Raw genomic sequence first — 23,311 nt, forward strand, 5'->3', positions numbered from 1 at the left:
AGGCTCTGTCCCGTAATCGGTGGTAGCGCTGTGTAGTGATCATTGGAGGAGGATGCGGTGGCGGAGCAGGGGGAATCTGGCTCGGCCGTGCATCTGTCTCATGATCCGTTTGGTTCGGGTGTTGACGCCCTCGGTGCGGCCGTTGTGGTAAGGGCGGGTGAGTCCGGCGTCGACGGCGGCACGGTCGAGTTCGAGGCCGTTCGCGAAGGAGTGCAGGTGGGGCAGGTCGGTGGCGCGGACTGTGGTGATCCACTCGCCGAGCTTGGCGTCGTTGCCGTCCGCTGGGGTCAGTAGCTGGGCGAACTCGCCGGTGAGGCGGGCGAGTTCGGTCATCTCGGGGCAAGTCCGGGTGAGTTCCCTGAGGAGTGCGGCGTCCTTGTCGCGCAGGTTCTCGGGGCGGGTGAGGAGGAGGCGGGCGAAGCGCTGCGGGGTGGTGACCGGCTTGTCGCCTTCGGCGCGGCCCTGGGTGATGTAGCGGACCAGCAGGTTGGCGCTGCCGGTGTAGCCGAGTTCCCTGATCTCGTGCAGGAGGTGGGTGACGGGCACAGCGGGGTCTTCGTTTCGGCGGCGGCGAAGATGGTCGCGGTAGGGGTCGACGAGTGTGGGCTTGTAGCGGGGTGCGCGGCGCTCGGTGGTGGGCTCCTTCATGCGGGCGTACCGCTTGACGGTGTTCAGGGCGACATCGAGGCGGCGGGCGCATTCGAGCAGGCCGACGCCCCTGTCGAGCAGGTGATGGACCTGCTGCCAGCGCTCGCGGGTGGTCTGCTCGCGTACGCCTCCGGGGCGGGCGGGGTTCACTGCGGTGGCCCAGCAGACGGCGTGGGAGCGGACTTCGGCCAGGACCTTGCCGCACAGGTTGGACCACAGGTGCCACCGGTCGCTGACCTGCACCGCTTCGGGGAGGGCCTGGCGGATCGCCTCGCCGTAGGAGGCGGAGCCGTCACGGCAGACGTACTCGGCCCCGGGATGCTCGCGCAGCCACGCGATCAGGGTCTGGGCGGTGCGGTCGGGCAGGACGTCGATCCGCTCGCCGGTCTCAGCGTCGATGATCACGGTGGCGTAGCGATGCCGGCGTTTGAGGGCGAAGTCGTCGACGCCGAGCACGCGCGGGACGCGCAGCGGCGTCACTGCCTGGCGCATGAGCATGCGCAGGGCGGTCGAGCGCGAGACTGCGCAGGCCAGGACGCGGGAGAGGCGGGCGCCCGCCCGGCCTGCTAACTCCTTTACAACGGAGCCGAGTTGGTCGGCCAGGCGGTTGGTGCGGCGCTGGTAGCGCTCCACGACGCCGGGAACCTGCTCGCGGAACGTCTGCCGCGGGCAGCCGGACACCGGGCACACCAGGCGACGGACCCGCACCGAGACGACGACCCGCCGTCCGTCCACCGGCACGTCCGCGATCACCCGCCCATGAAACCCGTGCATCCGCGCTGTTCGCGTCCCGCACGCGGGGCACGGTACCGGATAGTCCCGAGTCCGCGCCGAAACCCGGATGACCTCGCCCTCGTCCGTCACGCCCTCGATGACCAGGGCCGACAACCCTGAAAACACCACAGCCACAAGCTCATTGACATCGCGCACACCATGCCAACGACGGCCGTCACCCTTCGTTACCACCGATTACGGGACAGAGCCTAATTCATGACACACCCGATCTTGACGAGCGTGCAGCAGAGGTGGGGCGCCGAGGTTGATCACTCTTGGTGAAGACGGGCTGCGTCGGCGATGCGGAGAATTTGGGCGGCTTCGCGGAGGAACTCCTGTCCGCGTTCGGTGGGGGCGAGGGGTCTGGTGGAGCGATCGAAGATCTGGAAGCCAACTGCCTTTTCGATGCCGATGACTCGCTGGCGGAGCGCGCTGTCGGTCCCGGAGCCGTCGCTCCGGGCCGCGGCGGCGAAGCTGGGGTGGCCGGGGATCTGGGTGATGGCTCGCAGTCGGCTGAGGGCTTGCGAGGTCATGACTACTTTGCGCATGTCCTCGGACAAGGGGAGGTGAAGGTTCAGGTGTCCGACGGCGTTGTAGCACTGGCCCCCGGAGGGGCGGATCGTGATGCCCCAGGCTTTGGCCATCTTGGCGAGGTGGTAGTGAGTGACGCCGCGCTCGCGGGCGAGGTTGGCGATGTCGCGTTGGCGTTCGATGTACTCATGGTGGAGCCATTCGCGGGTGATGTCAGGGCGGTCCGGGATTCGTCGTGGCCGGGGGCGGAGTGGGATGCCGTCTTGCCGGAGGAGTCGGCGGACTGTGTCGGGGCTGCAGGATGCCAGGTTGGCGATGTGCGTGAGTTCCAGCTTCTGGTTCACGTAGAGGTCGTGGAGTCGGTCCCGGGCAAGAGTGCCCTCGCGGGTCTTGACCGTTCTCACTGTGCGTGTGCTGAGGTGCTTGCCGATTACGTCGCTGGGGGTGGCTGCGCCGGTCTCCGTGAGGTCACAGTAGAGGCGGACGTGTTCTGTGGTCAGGCCGAGAGCATCAGCGGCCTCGTGGACGGTGCCGGACGTTGCGAGCAGATCGCGGAATTCGTCCTTGACGATGTCTGTGGGGGAGATACCGGGCCATCGGACGGCGGTCACCCAGGCATCGGGTGGTTCCCAGGTGACGGGCTCGATGATCTTGTGGTGGGTGAGGTTGTCTTCGGCCTGCTGGCGGAGGAACGAGCGGAGGGCGCGGGGCGCATGGAACCGGAACTCCGAGCAGTGCCATGTGAATCGGTAGGACGCCCCTTCGGGCGGGGGATGAACCTCGCCGGTCAGCAGCATCAGGAGATACGCACGCATGAGGAGGACGCGATGTCGCTGGCCGGGGTTCCAGCCCTGCTGCGCGCATAGCCGGGCGTATGCATCGAGATCGAGGGTGACCGTGGTGCTGGTGAAGGTGGATCGCCGTCTGGCGTAGTCGATAGGGGAGCCGTGCTGGTCCAAGGCGCGGGCGAGCTGGGCCAAAGTTGATGCCAGTGGGGTCAGATCGTGATCGAGGTAGAGGCGTCGTTCGATGCTGTCGCGGTCGGTGTTGATCTCCTGGTTGCCCAGGAGTGGGCCGACACGTTCGAAGTTCAGCTGGGGCGGTCCGCCGGGAAGCAGGAGGAAGCTGCTGCAGCCGCGGCGGAACGTGCCCGCGCGGGGGTATTTGTTGTTCTTGGGCCGTGGGAGCAGGCGCATCGTCCACCCGGGCCAGAGCATGGCAGGGATCATGGTCGCCCGGCGGGTGATGGCGTCCGCAGGGAGGTCCGGCCAGCGCGGTCGGGGGCTGGCGCTGGCGTAACGAAGTCGGGCGTGCAAGGTGGCGCGGGGGTCGAGCTTGGCCAGCACGCGCCCAACCAGCTCGGGACCGCTCCAGGTCCATCGGTCGGCCATCGCTCCGATGTTGTTCTTCGAGGTCTTCAGCAGCGAGCGGTCGGCTTCGAGGACCCACTCGAAGAGTGCCTCGTGGTCTGCATGGCCGGGGTGGAGGGCGATGCGGGCCAGTGCGGTGCCGACGGCGGCGTTGTGGGCGTCGTGCCCGACGTCCTCGCTGGTCAGTTCCGGCAGCTCTCCGCCGCATTCGGTTATCACGGTGTGTACGATTTCCGGCGCCCGGTCCGCGATGGTGTGCAGGCCACGCAAAATGCGCCAGGCCAGAGCGTAGAGCTGCTTGACCTCGGCCAGCGCGGTCGGCCGTGCGGCCGGTTCGCCGTTCAGCAGGGTGGTGATGTGCTGCTGGGCGGCCAGTACGAGTCCCGAGGCGGGCAGCGGGGTGCCCCGGGCCTGCGTGAGGTCGGCTCCGCAGGCCGCTCTGAGGCCGAGACCGCTGTGGGCTCGCGTGCAAGTGCCCGTTGTGCGAGGTCCGAGCCGTCTTGCCTTCCAGGGGTGCGGGGGCTGACGGCAGTCGGGACAGAAGTCCAGTAGCAGTGTGTGGTGGGTGATGCAGGCGAAAGCCCACGGGAGGCGCCAGAAGACCGGCCCACGGCCGGCGTAATCGCCCAGGCACCCGGGACAGTAGCGGGCTCGGCTTCCGCTGAATCTCCAGGCCGGTGGTCTGGCCAGCTTGCGCCGGTCGGGCAGGATCGCCACTGCCAGTCCGTCGTAAGGTTCGAGCGTCATGCTGGTGAGTGCCTGCCGTTCGACGCCGGTGGCCCGCTCCAAGGCAGCCGCTTCGTCGGAGATGAGCCGTAGCGCGAGGTGTGACGTGCGGGCGCCGGGCAGCCCGACGGATTCGAGGAAGACGCTGTCGGTGACACGGAGACGCCGTGCGTAGGCGCCGATCCAGCTCTCCAAGGCCTCGCCGGGCGCCGGCGTGACCACGAGGGGGATGCGGTCGGGAGTCCAGAGTGTCATGCCGGCCGTTTCAGGGACGGTGAGCGCATGCCGGGTCGCGTGGTCAAAAGCCCTGCCTTGATTGCGGCATCGAGTTCCAGGCGGGCCTCCTCCGCAGCCGCGTCGTTCTTGACCCGGTTCATCAGGTCTTCGTCGAGGCGCTCGTGACCGCGGCGGATCGCCCGCAGACAGCCGCGGTTGATCAGCGACATCAGCGAGGCGAAGTGCCCGGTCGAACGGGCGTAGAGGTAGTCCGAGAGGTCCTCGGCCAGCATGCCGGGGAACTTCTCCGCGAGGACCAGTTGCTGTTCGATCGTCTTCAGTAGCGTCCTCCACTCCAGACGGCCCTGCTCGCTTTCGACATCGAAAGGCCGCAGGGTCAGCGGGGTGGTGCGGCGCCCGAACTGGGCGAAGAGAGAGCCACCGTGGCCCATGCCTTCCTTGAGGATGCCGCGGTGCTGGACTCCGACACCCACATAGATCAAAGTGACCGGGAAGACGTTGGACAGATACTTCAACTGGTTGGCCATCCTGGATGAGTTGGTTCTCGAACCCGCCAGGAAGTGGACATCATCCACGATGATCGCGGTGGTCTTCATGCTCAGCACCGCATCGACGGCCCGCTCGGCCAGAGTGTCGGCGTCCCCGGTGACCGGCAGGCCGTAGAAGCGGCAGATCGAGGCATTCAGCCCGCGGATCTGCGTGTTGCCGCTCAAAGCGATGTAGATCACCGGGACCCTGCGGTCCCCGCTGGGCGTGGTCTCCCCTCGCAGGGCGACCTGCTTGCGGTAGAGGCCGCAGCCGTAAGCCCGCACTGCCGTACTCTTCCCCAGCCCCGGATAGGCGTCCACCAGCGCGGCCGGCTTGGTCTTGTCGCCGTCGTGCCGGTTCGACTCCACGATCTCCGCAAGCTCATCGTGCAGCGCGAGGAATTGGGGCGTGTCGATCGGGCCGATGTTGGCGTGCCAGACCTCCCGGCCATCGTTGTGCACCAACAGATCCCGCGGTGAGAGGCCAGCGATCTGGGCCCGGGTGAGCTGCTTGGGCCTGATGCGGTCCGGGCCGTTGACCTCCTGCAGCCAGCCCGCAAGCCGGGTGGGCGAGTACTGGCGGTCATCGCCCTCGAACGGCACGAGGCCCTCGGCCGTACTCAACGGCTCTCCCAGACATCGGCGTAGTAGTCCTCGTCGTCGTTCGCGACGATGTCCTCCTCGCCGGGCAAGACCGCTTCCAGCTCGTCGTCCTCGTCATCGTCGCCACCCGGAACCTGTTCCGTGGCTGCGACGGCCCGCAGGTTCGCATGCCCCGGCTCGTCCTTGCTGGCCCCGGGCCCGCCAGTGGCCGCCACACGCCGCAGGGACGGCAGCGAGGCGACCACGTCCGCCTCGTCCGGCGCTTCATCTTCGCCGACCATGCGCAGCCGATCCTGCGACAGCCGCAGCGCCATCCGGCGTTCGGTACGGTCCCGAGTCAGTCCCGCACCCCAGCGGTCCAGCAGCTCGATCAGTGCACGCTTGGTATCCGGGAACCGATGCATCTTCTTGGCGAGCCTGCGGGCGTAGACCACTGCCTCCCGGCTCACCGGGCCATCGAGAGCTGCCGCATGCTCCCAGTCCAGGACGTGCCAGGTCCGTTCCTGCGGGTCCTGGAAGTACGCTTTGGTGATGTCGCCGGAGTCGACGGCGATCGGCCACTTCCCGGCGTCAACGCCCCGGTAAGGGCTGGGCTGGTTGCGGTGGCCGTTGAGCCCGTCGCCGTTGTAGCGCAGGCCGTCGACCTCCACGCCGTAGTGGTGGATCGGGACGCGGAACTCCTCGAGGAAGTCCAGGGCCAGATGGGGCCGCAGGGGGATTCGCAGCGGGCCGGCCCGGGTCACCCCGTGCTCGAACATCTCCAGCGGGCTCAGCTTCAGCCCCGGCACCTCCGGGATGCACAGCCCTCGGTGGTGGCGCCGGTGGTACACCGTGGTGATCCATTCCCGGATGATCGCTTCGAGTTCGTCAATGAAGAAGTACGCCTCGTCCTCGACCTTCTCGCCGCGGCTGTGCACATCCGAGCCCTTGTATCCGGGCAGTGCGGCCAGGATGCCCTTGTTGAGGGTGCCGAACCAGCGTTCCACCGGCTTGTCGGTCGGAGTCTTGGGACGGGCGGGCTGCAGCGAGATCCGGAGCTTGGCACAGACGCTCTTGATGTGGTTCGAGAGGTAGACCTTGCCGTGGTCGAAGATGATTGTTTCCGTGGCGACCGTCGGCAGCAGCGGCTGCCCGTCCCGGTCCACCAGCTTCTCCGCGTCGACCACCACAGCCGACGGAACACGCAGTACGGCAGCGGCTCCCCGCCGTCCGCGCGGACCTCACGTGGACGCACCGTCTCGTACAACACGCCCGCGACATCGACCGACTTCGTCGACACCGGGGTCAGCCGCAGCCCCACGATGCACCTGCTGTACAGATCCATGGCGACGGTCAGTTCGCAGCGCACCCACCGGCAGGTCACCGGCTCCATCGCGAAGACGTCCAGACTGTTGGTGTCCAGCACCACGTACTCGCCCGGCCGAGTGGCACGCAGCCTGCCGTACGTGCCCTGCGGACCATCCGCGATCGACCGCTTCCCCTTCGTGCTGCCCTCGAAGGCGTTGGTCCCCTTGGACATTTGCCGCAGCAGCTCATAGCCCATCGTGCGAGCCGGCAGCGGAACCGTGCCCTTCCCGTGTTCCTTGACCAGTCGCTCCTCGATCTCGGTCAGGATCAGCCCCCGCACCGGGCGACTCGCCTTGACGTTCGCTTTCAAGACTGACTCGGCCATCTCCACCCAGCGGGGATCCGCCCGCTCCACCACATTGCGTACCGGCCGGTCCATAACGAGTCCGGCCGGGCCCGACTTCTTCAGCGCCGCCATCCACCGGCGGACCGTACTAACCCCGACACCGAGCTCGGCGGCCTTGACGGCGTAGCGGTGCAGCATCGGCTTCCCTGGTGCGAAGTCCGCACGCGGCTCTCCCTCCAGCGCAAGCGCAGCGTCGCCGAGCCGGTACCCGGTGAGGACCTCTTGGAGGTGCTGGACCTTCACTGTCAGCTCGTCGTCCTCCTCGTCGGCCAGACCACTCAGCACAGCCGCAGCCGCCGTCACCTCCTCCGGGACCGACACCAAGACCGCGGTGGTGGGATGGGAGAGCAGCACCGAGATGTCGACCTGCCTCAGCTTCGGTGGCCCGGCCAGCCCTGACTGCCGCAGGAGAATCCGTCGGCCCTCGATCTCCGCGACGGTGAACTGCTCACCGTCGAAGCTGATCGGCAGACCGGGCCGCAGCGTTGTCGTCCACTCGGTCATCCATGCCTCCACAGAACGCACTCACCCGACAGTGGCCGGGCCGCCAGGTCCGTGGTCAGCCGCCCCGCCCACAACAGCGCCATCAGCGCCGGACGGGCTTCTTCAGGAGGCCGGCCGCCCGCCAGACGACGCTCGGCGAGAGCCATCTCCTCACCATCAACGACCTCCTGCCAGGCCCGCTCGACCTCGTCATCGGGCACGACTCCTGGGTGCCGATAGGCGGCCAGGAACCTGACGTTCTCCACGAGCGTCTGCTCTGCCCCCGACCAGATCTCGTACTCCCAGCCATGCCGCTCGATCAGCTGCCTCGGCCAGGCCAGCGCCTGCACGACCTTGGGGTCCTCAAGCCGTGAGGCCGGTTTGACGTTGACGACGCGCACCGTTGCCGAACCCATCACCAGGAGAAAGTCCGGAACGTGACTGCGCACCTTGCCGTCGATCCGCGCCACCATGCGACAGGGCTGGGCAAAGATGCCGCACACCACCGGATCGAAGTCGGCGAGCAGCAGACGCGCCAGCTCCAGCCGACTTTCGTAGACGACCTGACCGCCCGTCGTCGAGGACGCGTAGTCGCCCGAGTAGTGCGCCTTCCCGTGTACCGAACGAACCCGGCGCCACGGTTCGGACTCGGTGAAATCCCTCAACCGGAGCTGAGCGAATGGGAACTCACGAGTCGATCCGTCCCCGTACCGGATCGACGCCGTCGGGACCGTGCGCGTGCTGTGGCCCTTGCGTGGACGCTCTGTCGCCATAGTTGAACGATGCGAACGCCACGCACCGCCTAAACCGGAAGATCGTAAACAGTCGACTACTGACAGCTACTGAACGTAGTCACTGCTCATGATTACGCGGAAATGCTCGAACGGTGCTCATGATCACGCGGAAGTGCTCACGAAACTGCGGATCCTAGACGAGGTCAGAGGCGGGCCGCCTTCAGGGCCATGTGGAGCAGCAGACGGGACTCGCCGTCCGCGAGGTCGAGGCCCGTGAGCTGTTCGATCCGGGACAGGCGGTAGTAGAGCGTCTGCCGGTGGATGGCCAGCGCGGTCGCGGTACGGCCCGCCTGGCCCGCGTGGTCGAGGAACACCTCGGCGGTGTGCGCGAGCTCCCGGTGCCCCGGGGCCAGCAGCGGCGCGACCGCCGGGTCGGGCGGGACATCGGTGGGCAGCGCGGTCAGCAGCCGGTACGGGCCGAGCCCCGACCACTTCGCGATCGGCCCCAGCAGCGGCTGGGCGTGCGCGGCCCGCGCGGCCGCCGTCGCCTCCCGCCAGGCGTCGGGCAGTTCGGCCAGCGCCGCACGCGGGGCGCTGACCCCCGCGACGGCCTCCGGCACGCCGAGCGCGTCCAGCAGCCGGGCCCCCGCGGTCCGGGCGGGCGCCAGCACATGCGCCGACCGCAGCCGTACCAGCAGCGCGACCAGATCGGTCCCGCCGGTGCCCCCGGACACCCGGGTGAGCGCGGCGGCGGCCGGGATCACCCGTACGGCCGGAAGCTCGACCCCGCCCCAGCGGCCCCCGTCCGGCTCCGGCGGCGCGGCCTCGCGGCCCCACCCCGCACGGCCCGCGCTGCCGATCGACCGGACACCGTTCAGCCGGGTCACGTCGGCGGGCGGCGGGACGCCCGCCGACGTGTCCGGGGCGGCCGGGGCGGGCAGCCGTACGCACAGCAGCGCGTGCGGCTCGTCCGCGTCAGGGCCGAGCGCCGCGCGCAGCTCGTCCTCGGCCGCCTCCCGGGCCGAGCGCGCGGTCGCGGTGAGCAGGGTGCGCAGCGCCAGCCCGGTGTCGCTGCCGGTACGGGCGACCTCGGCGAGCCGGTCACCGATCCGCGCGGCGACCGACATCGCGGCCACCAGTTGCGCGGGGGAGTGCTCGGCCTCGTCCAGCAGCCACACATAGCCGTAAACCACGCCCCCGTGCCGTACGGGCAGACAGAGCCGGCCGCGGCGCACCCCGGCGGAGGGCGCGGCCGGGATACGGATCGGGCCGGTGGCGCGGGCGATCCCGAACCGCTCGAACCAGGCCCGCACCTCCGCGGTGGAGCGGCGGGTGAGGATGGACCGGGTGCGGACCGGGTCCATCGCCGAGTCGTCGCTGTCGTGGACCCCGAACGCGATCAACCGGAAATCCCGGTCCTCCAGCGTCGCGGGGGCGCCGAGAAGCGCCGACACCTCGTCCACGAGATCCTGGAAATCACCGTACTCACCTGGCACGCGTCCATTGTCCCCCATCGCCCTCATACATCTGTATGAGGGAGGGCACTCGGACACGTGACAGGTGTCGCTGGTTCACGGGGAAGACGAATTCTAGATTTCCGTTGTCGGCCGCGTTCCGTGAAACCCAGCGGAACAGCCCGGCCCGCACTGACCCGTAGCGCCCGCAGAACCCCGTGGGCGCTACGGGCAAAAGTCCCTGTCACACCCCCGCCAGGAGGACCTCGTGCTCGGTCCCGTGTTGCTCGCCGCCTCGCGCAGCGACCGTATGCGCCGCGTGGTCGCCGCCGCGCCCGTCACCCGCCCTGTGGTGAACCGATTCGTCGCGGGCGACGCGCTCCACCCGGCGATGGACACCGTCCGGGCGCTCGCCGCGAGCGGGCTGGACGTCACGCTCGACCACCTCGGCGAGGACGTCACCGACAAGGCCACCGCCCAGGCCACCCGCGACGCGTATCTGCGGCTGCTGGAAGCCCTCAGGGACGACCGGCTCGGCGACCGCGCCGAGGTCTCGGTCAAGCTCTCGGCCTTCGGCCAGGCCCTCCCCGACGGCGGTCACGACATCGCGCTCGCCGGGGTCCGTGAGGTCGCCGCGCTGGCGAGCGACATCGGCACCACGGTCACCCTCGACATGGAGGACCACACCACCGTCGACTCGACGCTGGCGATCCTCCACGAACTGCGCCGCGAGCACCCGCGGACCGGCGCGGTCCTCCAGTCGTACCTCTTCCGCACCGAGGACGACGCCCGCGCGCTGGCCGTCGCCGGGTCGCGGGTGCGGCTGGTCAAGGGCGCCTACAACGAGCCCGCGAGCGTCGCCTTCCAGAACAAGGGGGACGTGGACCGGGCCTACGTCCGCGCGCTGCGGATCCTGTTCGCGGGCGACGGCTACCCGATGGTCGGCTCGCACGACCCGCGGATCATCTCCATCGCCCAGGAGCTGGCCGCCCGCAACCGCCGGCTGCCCGACTCGTACGAGTTCCAGATGCTCTACGGCATCAGGACCGCCGAGCAGCGGCGCCTCGCGGACGAAGGGCTGCGTATGCGCATCTATGTGCCGTACGGCGCAGACTGGTACGGATACTTCATGCGCCGCCTCGCGGAGCGCCCGGCGAACCTTGCCTTCTTCCTCCGCTCGTTCGTGCCCGGCACCCGCTGACCCGGCCCCGCCACCCGGTACCCGGCACCCGGCACCCCCTGATTCTCCGCCCGCCCGCCCCGACCGACTTCCCACAAGGAGACACGCTCCATGGACGCCGTGACCCAGGTCCCCGCGCCGGTCAACGAGCCGGTGCACTCGTACGCGCCCGGCAGCCCGGAACGCGCCCGGCTCGAAGCGAAGCTCAAGGAGCTGGCCGGAAACCCGGTCGACCTGCCGATGTTCATCGGCGGGGAGCAGCGGATGGGCGGTGGCGAGCGCTTCGACGTCGTACAGCCCCACAACCACGGCGCCGCTCTCGGCACCTACGGCAACGCCACCACCCAGGACGCGAAGGACGCCGTGAAGGCGGCTCTCGACGCGGCCCCCGCCTGGCGCGCGATGTCCTTCGACGACCGCGCCGCGATCATCCTGCGCGCCGCCGAACTCCTGGCCGGGCCGTGGCGGGAGACGATCGCCGCCTCCACGATGCTCGGGCAGTCCAAGACCGCCCAGCAGGCCGAGATCGACAGTCCCTGCGAGCTGGTCGACTTCTGGCGGTTCAATGTCCACTTCGCCCGGCAGATCCTGGCCGAGCAGCCGGTGACCAACTCGCCCGGCGTGTGGAACCGCCTCGACCACCGGCCGCTGGAAGGCTTCGTCTACGCGATCACGCCGTTCAACTTCACGGCCATCGCGGGCAACCTGCCCACCGCCCCCGCGCTGATGGGCAACGTGGTGGTGTGGAAGCCGTCCCCGACACAGACGCACTCCGCCGTGCTGCTGATGCGGCTGCTGCGCGAGGCCGGCCTGCCGGACGGTGTGATCAACCTGGTCACGGGCGACGGCATCGCGGTCTCCGAGGTGGCGCTGAACCACCCCGACCTCGCCGGGATCCACTTCACCGGCTCGACCAGGACCTTCCAGCACCTGTGGCGCACGATCGGCGAGAACATCGAGCGCTACCGGTCGTACCCGCGGATCGTCGGCGAGACCGGCGGCAAGGACTTCGTGGTCGCGCACCCCTCCGCCGACCCGGCGGTGCTCAAGACCGCGCTGACCCGCGGCTCCTTCGAGTACCAGGGCCAGAAGTGCTCGGCCTCCTCGCGTGCCTACATCCCCCGCTCGATCTGGGAGAACGGCTTCAAGGAGGAGTTCGCGGCCGAGGTCGACGGCATCACCATGGGCGACGTCACCGACCTGAGCAACTTCATCGGCGCCGTCATCGACGAGCGCGCCTTCGCCAAGAACAAGGCCGCCATCGACCGGGCCAAGGCCGACCCGAGCGTCGAGGTCGTGGCAGGCGGTACGTACGACGACTCGGTGGGCTGGTTCGTCCGCCCGACCGTGCTCGCGTCCGGTGACCCGGAGAACGAGATCTTCCGCGACGAGTACTTCGGCCCGATCCTCGGCGTCCACGTCTACGAGGACGCCGACTTCGACGCCGTGCTCACCCAGATGGAGTCCGTCTCGGCGTACGCGCTGACCGGCTCGGTCATCGCCCGCGACCGGGCGGCGGCGGCCGAGGTGATGGCCAAGCTGCGCTTCGCGGCGGGCAACTTCTACATCAACGACAAGTCGACCGGCGCGGTCGTCGGCCAGCAGCCCTTCGGCGGCGGCCGGGCCTCGGGCACCAACGACAAGGCGGGCGCCGCGCAGAACCTGATGCGCTGGACGTCCACCCGGTCGATCAAGGAAGCCCTGGTCCCGCCGACCGACTACCACTACCCGCACCAGGGCTGACCTGCCCTTTTCCCGGCTGCTTTCCTGACAGTTCCCGACGGTTTTCCCGGCTGTCTCCTGAATGTCGCGCCCGCCTCCCGTACCCCTGGGGAGGCGGGCGCGGTCCATGCGGGTGCATTCTCCGTCTCAGATAGTAGGAAGTCCGAGTAACTGTGGCGACAGGACGGCTCCGCTGTCCTAGCTTTGTAGAAGCCGAACGTTCCCGCTCTATCGAGCGAGTGACGGATGTGTGCAAGGCGCCCTTCTACGCGGGTCACCCCCGCGGCGCCGGCCGTCCGCCGTTCTGTGGCGAAACCGACTCCTCCGATTTCTTCCAGGAGCTGATCACCATGGACGAATCCGCCCGTCAGAACGCCCTGCGCGCCCTCCAGCGGAGCATGGACCGCCGTGACAACGGCGGCAGTACCGGCCACGAACACTGACCCTCGCCTTTGCGGGGCCGCGCAGGTTCACCCATCCAAGCCCGCCCGGCGTTTGAGGGCAGGAACAAGCCCGCCCGGCGTCTGAGGGCAGCGAAGCCCGCGCGGCGCCTGAGCGCAGCCCGTCCGACATGCGGACACCCCATGTCACAGGCTGGGACGCGGAGTAAGGTACCCGCATGTCTCGCAGCATCAGCCTCGCAGTGATCCCCGGTGACGGCATCGGCCAAGAAGTCGTCACGGAGGGCCTCAAGGTCCTCTCCGCAGTGCTCCCGCAGGACGTCAAGCTGGAGACGAAGGAGTACGACTTCGGCGCCAAGCGCTACCACGCCACCGGCCAGACCCTCACCGACGACGATCTGGAGCAGCTCAAAGCGCACGACGCGATCCTGCTCGGCGCCATCGGCGACCCCTCGGTCCCGTCCGGCGTCCTGGAGCGCGGCTTCCTGCTCAAGCTGCGGTTCGCCTTCGACCACCATGTGAACCTGCGGCCGAGCAAGCTCTTCCCCGGTGTGAGCACCCCCCTCGCGGGCAGCCCCGAGATCGACTTCGTCGTGGTCCGCGAGGGCACCGAGGGCCCGTACACGGGCAACGGCGGCACGATCAGGACCGGCACCGAGCACGAGGTGGCCACCGAGGTCAGCCTCAACACGGCGTTCGGCATCGAGCGGGTCGTCCGCGACGCGTACGCCCGCGCCCAGGCCCGTCCGCGCAAGAAGCTCACGCTCGTCCACAAGAACAATGTGCTGGTCCACGCCGGTCACCTGTGGACGCGCATCTTCGAGGCCGTCGGCACCGAGTTCCCCGAGGTCAGCACCGACTATCTGCATGTGGACGCGGCGACGATCTTCCTCGTCACGCAGCCCGAGCGGTTCGATGTGATCGTCACCGACAACCTCTTCGGCGACATTCTCACCGACCTGGCCGCGGCGGTCTCCGGCGGTATCGGCGTGGCCGCGAGCGGCAACATCAACCCGGCCAGGACCTTCCCGTCGATGTTCGAGCCCGTGCACGGCTCGGCCCCGGACATCGCCGGCCAGTCCAAGGCCGACCCGACCGCGACCGTACTGTCGGTGTCGCTGCTGCTCCAGCACCTCGGCTACGCGGCCGAGGCGGCCCGGATCGACGCCGCCGTACACGCGGACCTCGCCGAGCGCGGCGGCCTGCCCGCCCGTTCCACGGTGGCGATCGGTGACGCGCTGGCCGCCCGGGTGTCCGGCTGACCCCACCCATGATGTAGGTGACCGGCCCCACCACTGTGATAATCGGGTGGTGGGGCCGCGCTATGACGGGAAACTCGGACGTCCTAGTATCTGGCGCATCCGGGCGCTCCCGGCAGACCCCGTACAGACGAGTACACGGACCACAGGGGCCATACGGTGACCATGGTGAGACGGTGAAGGACACAGACATGACGACGCTTACGATCGAGCTCAAGCCCTCCTCGCACCCGCTGTCGGACGCCGACCGGCAGGCCGTACTGGCCGCGCCCGGGTTCGGCCGCCACTTCACCGACCACATGGTCACCATCAAGTGGACCGAGGGCCGGGGCTGGCACGACGCGCAGCTCGTCCCGTACGCGCCGCTCTCCGTCGACCCGGCCAACATGACCCTGCACTACGCCCAGACGATCTTCGAGGGCCTGAAGGCGTACCGCCAGCCCGACGGTTCCGTGGCCACCTTCCGGCCGGAGGCCAACGCGCTGCGCTTCCAGGCGTCCGCGCGCCGGCTGGCGATGCCGGAGCTGCCCGTCGAGACGTTCATCGAGGCGTGCGACGCGCTGGTCAGGCAGGACAAGGCGTGGGTGCCGAGCGAGGGCGAGGCGTCGCTCTATCTGCGGCCGTTCATGATCGCCACCGAGGTGGGCCTCGGGGTGCGGCCGGCCAACGAATACCTCTTCCTGGTCATCGCCTCCCCGGCGGGCGCCTACTTCTCCGGCGGTGTGAAGCCCGTCTCGGTCTGGCTCTCCGAGGAGTACGTGCGGGCGGCCCCTGGCGGCACCGGCGCGGCCAAGACCGGCGGCAACTACGCCGCCTCCCTCGTCGCCCAGGCGCAGGCCATCGAGCACGGCTGCGACCAGGTCGTCTGGCTGGACGCGATCGAGCGCCGCTGGATCGAGGAGATGGGCGGCATGAATCTGTACTTCGTGTACGGGAACCGGATCGTGACGCCCGAGCTGACCGGCTCGCTGCTGCCCGGCATCACCCGTGACTCGCTGCTGTCCATCGCCGCCGACCTCGGCTACGAGGTCGGCGAGGGCCGGATCAGCGTGGACGACTGGAAGCGGGGGAACGAGGACGGGTCGATCACCGAGGTGTTCGCCTGCGGTACGGCGGCGGTGATCACACCGGTCGGCTCGGTGAAGTCCACCCGGGCGGACTGGACGGTCGCGGGCGGGGAGCCGGGCGAGGTGACGATGCGGTTGCGCTCCGCGCTCCTCGACATCCAGACCGGCCGCGCCGCCGACCCCCACACCTGGATGCACCCCCTGGGCGCATAGCGCCCCCGTAAGGGGCGTGGCTGCGGCCGCGTTGAGCGGCCCCGTTAGGGGCGCGAGGAACTGCGCGAACGGCCACCGCGGCGCCGCAGACCGGGTAGCGCCGTCACGGTTACGGCGGAGTCCGGTCCTCAGGCCGGTGACCGGCTGAGCGCGCAGTTCCGCCCCCAGGCTTCGCCCGGGGGTGCCCCCAGCGCCCCTGTCGGGGCGCACCCTCGGGCGCGAGCCCGGATAATGAGACGCCCCGCCGTATCCCGCACCCGTATGCAAGACTGCATACGTGTTCTCGTACGCCACGATGATTATTGGCAGCAGGCACGCCGGTCCGCAGTGACGTTCTCGCTCATCCCAGTGAAACGTCATCGTGCCCCAGACCCGCGTGCAGACCTCTCGCATCCGCGAGAGGTTTTTTCGTTTCCCGGACCACCCGTACCGGCAAACGAAAGGCGCGCGGGATGATGGGGGCAAGTGGAGTCGGAACCTCCGGACGGCAGTCCCGGCCGGAGGTAACCCACTCACCCGACAGGAGTTACGACAGCCATGACCGCCGAACTGGACGACAGCTTCCACGTCTTCGACACCACGCTGCGCGACGGGGCCCAGCGCGAGGGAATCAACCTCACCGTCGCCGACAAGCTGACGATCGCCCGGCACCTGGACGACTTCGGGGTGGGGTTCATCGAAGGCGGCTGGCCAGGAGCCAACCCCCGCGACACCGAGTTCTTCGCCCGTGCGACCACCGAGCTGGACTTCAAGCACGCCACGCTCGTCGCCTTTGGCGCGACCCGCCGCGCCAACGCCAAGGCCGCCGAGGACCCGCAGGTCAACGCGCTGCTGGAGTCCGGGGCCCCGGTGATCACCCTGGTCGCCAAGTCCCACGACCGGCATGTGGAGCTGGCCCTGCGCACCACCCTGGAGGAGAACCTGGAGATGGTCCGGGACACCGTCTCCTACCTGGTCTCCCAGGGCCGCCGGGTCTTCGTCGACTGCGAGCACTTCTTCGACGGCTACCGCGCGAACGCCGAGTACGCCACCAAGGTCGTACGGGCCGCGCACGAGGCCGGCGCGTCCGTCGTCGTCCTGTGCGACACCAACGGCGGGATGCTGCCCGCCCAGGTCCAGGCCGTCACCGGTCTTGTGCTCGCCGACACCGGCGCCAGGCTGGGCATCCACGCCCAGGACGACACCGGGTGCGCCGTCGCCAACACCCTCGCCGCGGTCGACGCGGGCGCCACCCACGTCCAGTGCACCGCCAACGGTTACGGTGAGCGGGTCGGCAACTCCAACCTCTTCCCGGTGGTCGCCGCGCTCGAACTCAAGCACGGCCGCCGGGTCCTGCCCGAGGGCGCGCTCGGCGAGATGACCCGGATCTCGCACGCCATCGCCGAGGTCGTCAACCTGCCCTCCGCCACCCACCAGCCGTACGTCGGTGTCTCCGCCTTCGCGCACAAGGCGGGGCTGCACGCCTCCGCGATCAAGGTCGACCCCGACCTGTACCAGCACATCGACCCCGAGCAGGTCGGCAACACCATGCGGATGCTGGTCTCCGACATGGCCGGCCGGGCCTCCATCGAGCTCAAGGGCAAGGAGCTGGGCATCGACCTCGGGGGCGACCGCGAGCTGGTCGGCCGGGTCGTGGACCGCGTCAAGGAACGCGAGCTGAAGGGCTACACGTTCGAGGCCGCCGACGCCTCCTTCGCGCTCCTGCTGCGCGCCGAGGTGGACGGCAGGGCGCGCCGCTTCTTCCGTACGGAGTCCTGGCGGGTCATCACCGAGGACCGCCCCGACGGCACCCACGCCAACGAGGCGACGGTCAAGCTGTGGGCCAAGGGCGAGCGGATCGTCGCCACCGCCGAGGGCAACGGCCCGGTCAACGCGCTGGACCGCGCGCTGATGTCCGCGCTGGAACGGATCTACCCGCAGCTCGCGTCCTTCGCCCTGGTCGACTACAAGGTCCGCATCCTGGAGGGGCGTTCGGGCACCGACTCCACCACCCGGGTGCTGATCACCACCACGGACGGCGGCGCCGAGTGGTCGACGGTCGGCGTGGCGGACAACGTCATCGCCGCGTCGTGGCAGGCCCTCGACGATGCGTACGCCTACGGCCTCCTCCGCGCGGGCCTCGACCCCCAGGAGTAGCCCGCACCCCAGCCCCCGCCCGGACCCGGCCCCACCCCGGGCGGGGGCGATTGGTGCTGCGGCGTCCGAAAGGCCAGGTCCGGAGGGGGAATTCATGTGCCCAGCCCTGGCGGACGCGCGTAGAACTCGGGCACACTCCTCATGCGCCACCTGCACACCCTCACCCCCAGCGGCAACAGCCGCACTCGGCAGGAGGAGTTCGCATGAGCCCACAACCGCGTCTGCGACCCCGCGTCCGCTCCCTGATCAGCGCTTCCACGCTTCTCGCCACCGTGCTCTTCGCCCCCGGCGTCGGCATGGCCGCCACCCATGAGGCCTTCGCCGTCACCAAGCTGACCCAGGCGCAGGCCGAGAGCATGTTCCGGGGCGCCGGGATCACCTGGTCGTCCTCCGGCGGCTGCTCCAACCGGAACGTCTCGACCTGTACGTCCTTCGACCAGCTCAACCAGGCCACCGCCCAGGGCGCCGTCACCCTCAAGCACGCCACGGGCTGCGCGATCAACATCACCGGCGGCACCGAGACCGGCCACGCCGACGGCACGTACTCGCACTGGAACGGCTACAAGCTCGACTACGGCAAGAACACCTGCCTGAACAACTACGTCCACAACGCGTTCACGTACATCGGACTGCGCGGCGACGGCTACCAGCAGTGGCAGGCCGCGTCGGGGAATCTGTACGCGGACGAGGGGAACCACTGGGACGCGACGTATTACAACTGCGGCGGCTGCTGACGCCTCTCCGGCCCCCGCGACCACGGCCCGCATCGGCCCCCCTTCCCCCGATGCGGGCCTCCCACGTCCGCGCCGTGCCGCACCGCGCGGCGCCGGACGTGAAGTCCCCCAGGGCGGCAACCGGTCAACCTGTTTAATTCGCTCGTGCGGCGGTGCCACGCGGCCGTACGGTGCCTGCGTGACGGACACCGCTGAGAAGAAGATCGTCGTGCGCGCGGCCGGGCCCGCCGACGCCGCTGCCATCGCCCATGTGCACTGCACCTCCCGCGAGGTGACGATGCCGTACCTCCCGCCGCGCAAACGCTCGGACGCCGAGGTCGTGCGGTGGGTGAAGAACGTCCTGCTCGCCGAGGGCACCGTATGGGTGGCCGAGTCCGAGGGCGCCCTCGTCGGCTACGCGGCCGTCGAGAAGGACTGGCTGGAGCACCTCTATCTGCTGCCCGACAGCCGCCGGCAGGGCATCGGCACCCTCCTGCTCGCCGAGGCGAAGGCGCTCAGCCCGGCCGGCCTGTCCCTGCACGTCTTCCAGCGCAACACCGACGCCCGCGCCTTCTACGCACGCCACGGCTTCACGGTGGTGGACCTCAACGACGGTTCGCGGAACATGGAGAACGAACCGGACATGACCCTGCGGTGGACCCCGGTGACCAACGGCACAGGTACTGACGGGTAATCGCGCGGCCGGGCCGGTCATAGGGTGAGCGCCGTACGTCAGGCAGCACGTCAGGCAGTACCTCCCCACCCTCGACCGACAACCGGGAGTACGTATGCGCTCGGCGAAGGACTTCTTCCGCCCGCTGGCCGTGGGGGCGCCGACCCCCCTGCGCGAAGTGCCGTTCAGGCCCTCGCGGATGATTCACTTCTTCGACCCCGGCAACGAGAAGATGGCCGCCAAGGTGCCCGTCATCGCACCCCAGGTGGACGTCCTGCTCGGCAACCTGGAAGACGCGGTGGCAGCCGACCGCAAGGAGGCGGCCCGCCACGGACTGGTGAAGATCGCCCGGGGCACGGACTTCGGCGACACCCAGCTGTGGACCCGCGTCAACAGCCTGGACTCCCCGTGGGCCCTGGACGACCTGCTCACCCTGGTCACCGAGATCGGCGACAGACTCGACGTCGTCATGGTGCCGAAGGTGGAGGGCGCCCAGGACATCCACTACGTGGACCGGCTGCTGGCCCAGCTGGAGGCCAGGGCCGGGGTCCACCGGCCGATCCTGGTGCACGCCATCCTGGAGACCGCGACCGGCGTCGCCAACGTCGAGGAGATCGCCGCCGCGAGCCCCCGGATGCAGGGCATCTCCCTGGGCCCGGCCGACCTCGCCGCCTCCCGCCGGATGAAGACGACCCGGGTCGGCGGCGGCCACCCCGGCTATCTGGTCCGCGAGGACCCGCACGCCGACGGCACACCCCGGGCCACGTACCAGCAGGACCTGTGGCACTACACACTCGCGAGGATGGTCGACGCGTGTGCGGCGCACGGCATCCTGCCGTACTACGGGCCCTTCGGGGACATCCAGGACGTGACGGCGTGCGAGGACCAGTTCCGCAACGCCTTCCTGCTCGGCTGCGTCGGCGCCTGGACGCTGCACCCGGTGCAGATCGCCCTGGCCAAGCGGGTGTTCTCGCCCGCGCCCGAGGACGTGGCCTGGGCCCGCCGGGTGATCGACGCGATGGGCGACGGCACGGGCGCGGTGATGATCGACGGCAAGATGCAGGACGACGCCACGTACAAGCAGTGCCTGGTGGTCGCCGACCTCGCGGACGCGCTGGCCGCCCGCGACCCGGAGCTGGCCGAGGCGTACGCGGCGGCCGCCCGGCAGACCGCCCAGCGCCCGGCCTCCGACCCGCAGAAGCCCGCCCACGACCCGGAGGCCGCCCGATGACCGCCACCCGCCCGACGACCGCCCCCCGCCCCCGCCGCTCGGTCCTCTACATGCCCGGCGCCAACGAACGCGCCCTGGAGAAGGCCAAGACCCTCCCCACCGACGCCCTCATCCTCGACCTGGAGGACTCCGTCGCCCCCGACGCCAAGGCGGAGGCCCGCAAGCGCGTGGCCGAGGCCGCGGCGAGCGGCGAGTACGGCTACCGCGAGGTCACCATCCGGGTCAACGCGCCGGGGACGCCTTGGCACGCCGACGACCTGCGGGCCGCCGCCGAGGCGGGCCCCGACGCGGTGGTCGTCCCCAAGGTGGACGGCGCCGAGACCGTCAGGGCCGTGGAAGCGGCCCTGGAGGCGGCCGGCGCCCCCGACCGTACGGCCGTGTGGGCGATGATCGAGACGCCGGTCGCGATGTTCGAGGCACGGCGGATCGCGGAGGCGTCCCCGAGGCTCACCGTCCTCGTCATGGGCACCAACGACCTCGCCAAGGAGCTGCACGCCGAGCACGTACCGGGCAGGGCGCCGCTGCTGACCGGGCTGTCGCTCGCCCTGCTGGCGGCCCGCGCCACCGGCCGGGTCGTCTTGGACGGTGTCTACAACAACGTGCACGATCTGACCGGCTTCGAAGCGGAGACCCTCCAAGGGCGGCAGCTCGGCTTCGACGGCAAGACCCTCATCCACCCCAAGCAGCTCGAACCCTGCAACCGGATCTTCGCGCCCGCGCCGGAGGACGTCGAGCGGGCCCGGCGGATCATCGAGGCGTTCGATCAGGCCACGTCACAGGGCCGCGGGGTGGTCACCGTGGACGGCAGGATGATCGAGAACCTGCATGTGGACGAGGCCCGCCGGGTGCTCGCGCTGGCCGAGGCGGTGGCCGGCCGCTGACCCGGGACCGCCCGTCCGGCGGTATCTGCTTGGGCAAATCGGACAAAGTACGGGGTCTCGTTCCTGGTGGACGAGGCCCCGCCGACGGGTGCCTCTGTAGGGAACCACCACGAACACCGGTCGGACACTGTACAAAGCCTATGGCCCATTCCCGAGCGCTCGCTCGTACTGTCGATACATGACCACATCGCAAGAGGCGCCCGTCGCGGTGAACGACGCCCGCGGGCGAGTCGCCGAGCTCCACGCCATCCGCGAGGAGGTCCGGCGCGGACCGAGCGAGAAGGCGACCGAGGCACAGAAGGCCAAGGGAAAGCTGACCGCGCGCGAGCGGATCGACCTGCTGCTCGACGAAGGCTCCTTCCACGAGGTGGAGCAGCTGCGGCGGCACCGGGCCACCGGCTTCGGTCTTGAGGAGAAGCGCCCGTACACCGATGGAGTGATCACCGGCTGGGGCACCGTCCACGGCCGTACGGTCTTCGTCTACGCACACGACTTCCGGATCTTCGGCGGCGCGCTCGGCGAGGCGCACGCCACCAAGATCCACAAGATCATGGACATGGCCATCTCGGCCGGCGCCCCCCTGGTCTCCCTCAACGACGGCGCCGGCGCCCGGATCCAGGAAGGCGTCTCGGCGCTGGCCGGATACGGCGGCATCTTCCAGCGCAACACCCGCGCCAGCGGCGTCATCCCGCAGATCAGCGTGATGCTCGGCCCGTGCGCGGGCGGCGCCGCCTACTCCCCGGCGCTCACCGACTTCGTCTTCATGGTCCGTGAGACCTCGCAGATGTTCATCACCGGACCCGACGTGGTCCAGGCCGTGACCGGTGAGCAGATCACCCAGAACGGCCTCGGCGGCGCCGATGTCCACTCCTCGGTCTCCGGCGTCTCGCACTTCGCGTACGACGACGAGCAGACCTGCCTCGAAGAGGTGCGCTACCTGCTCTCGCTGCTCCCGCAGAACAACCGGGAGAACCCGCCGAGCGTGGAGTCCCAGGACCCGGCCGACCGCCGCGGCGACTCGCTGCTCGACCTGGTGCCCGCCGACGGCAACCGCTCGTACGACATGCACAAGGTCATCGAGGAGATCGTCGACGACGGCGAGTACCTGGAGATCCACGAGCGCTGGGCCACCAACATCATCTGCGCGCTCTCCCGGCTCGACGGCCAGGTGGTGGGCATCGTCGCCAACCAGCCGGCCTCGCTCGCGGGCGTCCTGGACATCGAGGCGTCCGAGAAGGCGGCCCGCTTCGTACAGATGTGCGACGCGTTCAACGTCCCGATCATCACTCTTCTGGACGTCCCCGGCTTCCTCCCCGGCGTCGCCCAGGAGCACGGTGGGATCATCCGCCACGGCGCGAAGCTGCTGTACGCGTACTGCAACGCCACCGTCCCGCGGATCTCGCTGATCCTGCGCAAGGCCTACGGAGGTGCGTACATCGTCATGGACAGCCAGTCCATCGGTGCCGACCTCACCTATGCCTGGCCCACCAACGAGATCGCGGTGATGGGCGCGGAAGGCGCCGCCAATGTCATCTTCCGCCGCCAGATCGCCGGCGCCGACGACCCCGAGGCCATGCGCGCCCGCATGGTCAAGGAGTACAAGTCCGAGCTGATGCACCCGTACTACGCGGCCGAACGCGGCCTGGTGGACGACGTCATCGACCCGGCCGAGACCCGCGAGGTGCTGATCGGCTCGCTGGCCATGCTCCGCACCAAGCACGCGGACCTGCCGTCGCGCAAGCACGGCAACCCGCCGCAGTAGCCTCCGCGCCCACTCCCACCCATGGCCCTCACCCACGGTTCCCCGATGGAGACCACCTTGAGCACTCCCGCCGATTCCCTCGTGCGAGTCGAGAAGGGTCACGCCGACCCCGAGGAGCTCGCCGCGCTCACCGCGCTTCTGCTCGTCCGCGCCGCCGCCGGTGAGAGCGACGTCCCGGCCCGCCCGCTGCGGTCCACCGCCAAGTGGCGCCGGCTGGAGCGCACCCCCGGCTTCCGCGCCCCGCACTCCTGGCAGGGCTGAGCAGCCCCGCGCGCCGCAAGCCGCACGCACCA

At 69.6% G+C, this 23,311-nt stretch carries 19 protein-coding genes; 13 read left to right on the plus strand and 6 right to left on the minus strand.

The window, feature by feature from the left end; genetic code table 11:
• Positions 1-39: 39 nt before the first annotated feature.
• From OHA30_RS26610 to OHA30_RS26625, 4 genes are all read right to left on the minus strand, one after another.
• Positions 40-1,578 (minus strand): ISL3 family transposase, encoded by a 1,539-nt coding sequence (locus tag OHA30_RS26610; protein ID WP_443045036.1) that lies wholly within the window; start codon positions 1,576-1,578, stop codon positions 40-42.
• Positions 1,579-1,691: 113 nt separating this feature from the next.
• Entirely contained in the window at positions 1,692-4,304 is a 2,613-nt protein-coding gene (locus tag OHA30_RS26615) for a TniQ family protein (RefSeq protein WP_328916408.1), read from the minus strand.
• Positions 4,301-5,437 carry an AAA family ATPase gene (locus tag OHA30_RS26620; RefSeq protein WP_328916409.1) on the minus strand — a complete coding sequence of 379 codons (1,137 nt, stop codon included), beginning with the start codon at positions 5,435-5,437 and terminating at the stop codon, positions 4,301-4,303. The genes OHA30_RS26615 and OHA30_RS26620 overlap by 4 nt, the downstream gene beginning before the upstream one ends.
• Positions 5,434-6,582, minus strand: coding sequence for a hypothetical protein (locus tag OHA30_RS26625; protein WP_328916410.1), 1,149 nt, complete (start codon positions 6,580-6,582; stop codon positions 5,434-5,436). Before OHA30_RS26625 ends, OHA30_RS26620 begins: the two co-directional genes overlap by 4 nt.
• Positions 6,583-6,738: 156 nt before the next feature.
• On the opposite strand from OHA30_RS26625, the gene OHA30_RS26630 reads away from it, so the two are divergent.
• Positions 6,739-6,954 carry a hypothetical protein gene (locus OHA30_RS26630; RefSeq protein ID WP_328916411.1) on the plus strand — a complete coding sequence of 72 codons (216 nt, stop codon included), beginning with the start codon at positions 6,739-6,741 and terminating at the stop codon, positions 6,952-6,954.
• A 655-nt stretch (positions 6,955-7,609) separates the two neighbouring features.
• Here the strand turns inward: OHA30_RS26630 and OHA30_RS26635 are convergent.
• Both OHA30_RS26635 and OHA30_RS26640 read right to left on the minus strand, forming a co-directional pair.
• Complete coding sequence (locus tag OHA30_RS26635) at positions 7,610-8,365, minus strand: TnsA-like heteromeric transposase endonuclease subunit (protein ID WP_328916412.1); 756 nt, start codon at positions 8,363-8,365, stop codon at positions 7,610-7,612.
• A gap of 164 nt (positions 8,366-8,529) precedes the next feature.
• Positions 8,530-9,840, minus strand: coding sequence for a PucR family transcriptional regulator (locus tag OHA30_RS26640; RefSeq protein WP_328916413.1), 1,311 nt, complete (start codon positions 9,838-9,840; stop codon positions 8,530-8,532).
• A 208-nt stretch (positions 9,841-10,048) separates the two neighbouring features.
• Here OHA30_RS26640 and OHA30_RS26645 point away from each other — a divergent pair, with 208 nt between their 5' ends.
• From OHA30_RS26645 to OHA30_RS26700, 12 genes are all read left to right on the plus strand, one after another.
• Positions 10,049-10,981: a proline dehydrogenase family protein gene (locus OHA30_RS26645; protein WP_328916414.1), complete on the plus strand. Its 933-nt coding sequence runs from the start codon at positions 10,049-10,051 to the stop codon at positions 10,979-10,981.
• Between the two features lie 90 nt (positions 10,982-11,071).
• Positions 11,072-12,703 carry an L-glutamate gamma-semialdehyde dehydrogenase gene (gene pruA, locus OHA30_RS26650; RefSeq protein WP_328916415.1) on the plus strand — a complete coding sequence of 544 codons (1,632 nt, stop codon included), beginning with the start codon at positions 11,072-11,074 and terminating at the stop codon, positions 12,701-12,703.
• 218 nt (positions 12,704-12,921) lie between these two features.
• Positions 12,922-13,125 (plus strand): hypothetical protein, encoded by a 204-nt coding sequence (locus tag OHA30_RS26655; RefSeq protein ID WP_328918110.1) that lies wholly within the window; start codon positions 12,922-12,924, stop codon positions 13,123-13,125.
• A 176-nt stretch (positions 13,126-13,301) separates the two neighbouring features.
• On the plus strand, positions 13,302-14,345 hold the full coding sequence (locus OHA30_RS26660; RefSeq protein ID WP_328916416.1) for a 3-isopropylmalate dehydrogenase: 1,044 nt from the start codon (positions 13,302-13,304) through the stop codon (positions 14,343-14,345).
• Positions 14,346-14,533: 188 nt separating this feature from the next.
• On the plus strand, positions 14,534-15,622 hold the full coding sequence (locus OHA30_RS26665) for a branched-chain amino acid aminotransferase (RefSeq protein ID WP_328916417.1): 1,089 nt from the start codon (positions 14,534-14,536) through the stop codon (positions 15,620-15,622).
• Between the two features lie 537 nt (positions 15,623-16,159).
• On the plus strand, positions 16,160-17,758 hold the full coding sequence (gene cimA, locus OHA30_RS26670) for a citramalate synthase (RefSeq protein WP_328916418.1): 1,599 nt from the start codon (positions 16,160-16,162) through the stop codon (positions 17,756-17,758).
• 203 nt (positions 17,759-17,961) lie between these two features.
• Positions 17,962-18,492 carry a hypothetical protein gene (locus tag OHA30_RS26675; protein WP_328916419.1) on the plus strand — a complete coding sequence of 177 codons (531 nt, stop codon included), beginning with the start codon at positions 17,962-17,964 and terminating at the stop codon, positions 18,490-18,492.
• Between the two features lie 178 nt (positions 18,493-18,670).
• Entirely contained in the window at positions 18,671-19,165 is a 495-nt protein-coding gene (locus OHA30_RS26680; RefSeq protein WP_328916420.1) for a GNAT family N-acetyltransferase, read from the plus strand.
• A gap of 94 nt (positions 19,166-19,259) precedes the next feature.
• Positions 19,260-20,375, plus strand: coding sequence for an HpcH/HpaI aldolase/citrate lyase family protein (locus OHA30_RS26685; protein WP_328916421.1), 1,116 nt, complete (start codon positions 19,260-19,262; stop codon positions 20,373-20,375).
• On the plus strand, positions 20,372-21,256 hold the full coding sequence (locus OHA30_RS26690) for an HpcH/HpaI aldolase/citrate lyase family protein (protein ID WP_328916422.1): 885 nt from the start codon (positions 20,372-20,374) through the stop codon (positions 21,254-21,256). The genes OHA30_RS26685 and OHA30_RS26690 overlap by 4 nt, the downstream gene beginning before the upstream one ends.
• Before the next feature lie 178 nt (positions 21,257-21,434).
• Positions 21,435-23,018, plus strand: coding sequence for an acyl-CoA carboxylase subunit beta (locus tag OHA30_RS26695; protein WP_328916423.1), 1,584 nt, complete (start codon positions 21,435-21,437; stop codon positions 23,016-23,018).
• Positions 23,019-23,063: 45 nt separating this feature from the next.
• The gene (locus tag OHA30_RS26700) at positions 23,064-23,279 is read left to right on the plus strand and encodes an acyl-CoA carboxylase epsilon subunit (RefSeq protein ID WP_328916424.1); all 216 of its coding nucleotides are present in this window, start codon (positions 23,064-23,066) and stop codon (positions 23,277-23,279) included.
• The last annotated feature ends 32 nt before the right edge of the window (positions 23,280-23,311 follow it).

Source organism: Streptomyces sp. NBC_00223 (assembly GCF_036199905.1).
GTDB lineage: Bacteria > Actinomycetota > Actinomycetes > Streptomycetales > Streptomycetaceae > Actinacidiphila.

Excerpts from the sequence above, each read along its gene's own strand:
- OHA30_RS26615 (WP_328916408.1), bottom strand. The coding sequence starts at position 4,304 with ATGACACTCTGGACTCCCGACCGCATCCCCCTCGTGGTCACGCCGGCG.
- OHA30_RS26630 (WP_328916411.1), top strand. The coding sequence starts at position 6,739 with ATGGCGACGGTCAGTTCGCAGCGCACCCACCGGCAGGTCACCGGCTCC.
- OHA30_RS26635 (WP_328916412.1), bottom strand. The coding sequence starts at position 8,365 with ATGGCGACAGAGCGTCCACGCAAGGGCCACAGCACGCGCACGGTCCCG.
- OHA30_RS26640 (WP_328916413.1), bottom strand. The coding sequence starts at position 9,840 with ATGGGGGACAATGGACGCGTGCCAGGTGAGTACGGTGATTTCCAGGAT.
- pruA (WP_328916415.1), top strand. The coding sequence starts at position 11,072 with ATGGACGCCGTGACCCAGGTCCCCGCGCCGGTCAACGAGCCGGTGCAC.
- OHA30_RS26660 (WP_328916416.1), top strand. The coding sequence starts at position 13,302 with ATGTCTCGCAGCATCAGCCTCGCAGTGATCCCCGGTGACGGCATCGGC.
- OHA30_RS26665 (WP_328916417.1), top strand. The coding sequence starts at position 14,534 with ATGACGACGCTTACGATCGAGCTCAAGCCCTCCTCGCACCCGCTGTCG.
- cimA (WP_328916418.1), top strand. The coding sequence starts at position 16,160 with ATGACCGCCGAACTGGACGACAGCTTCCACGTCTTCGACACCACGCTG.
- OHA30_RS26675 (WP_328916419.1), top strand. The coding sequence starts at position 17,962 with ATGAGCCCACAACCGCGTCTGCGACCCCGCGTCCGCTCCCTGATCAGC.
- OHA30_RS26685 (WP_328916421.1), top strand. The coding sequence starts at position 19,260 with ATGCGCTCGGCGAAGGACTTCTTCCGCCCGCTGGCCGTGGGGGCGCCG.
- OHA30_RS26690 (WP_328916422.1), top strand. The coding sequence starts at position 20,372 with ATGACCGCCACCCGCCCGACGACCGCCCCCCGCCCCCGCCGCTCGGTC.
- OHA30_RS26695 (WP_328916423.1), top strand. The coding sequence starts at position 21,435 with ATGACCACATCGCAAGAGGCGCCCGTCGCGGTGAACGACGCCCGCGGG.
- OHA30_RS26700 (WP_328916424.1), top strand. The coding sequence starts at position 23,064 with ATGGAGACCACCTTGAGCACTCCCGCCGATTCCCTCGTGCGAGTCGAG.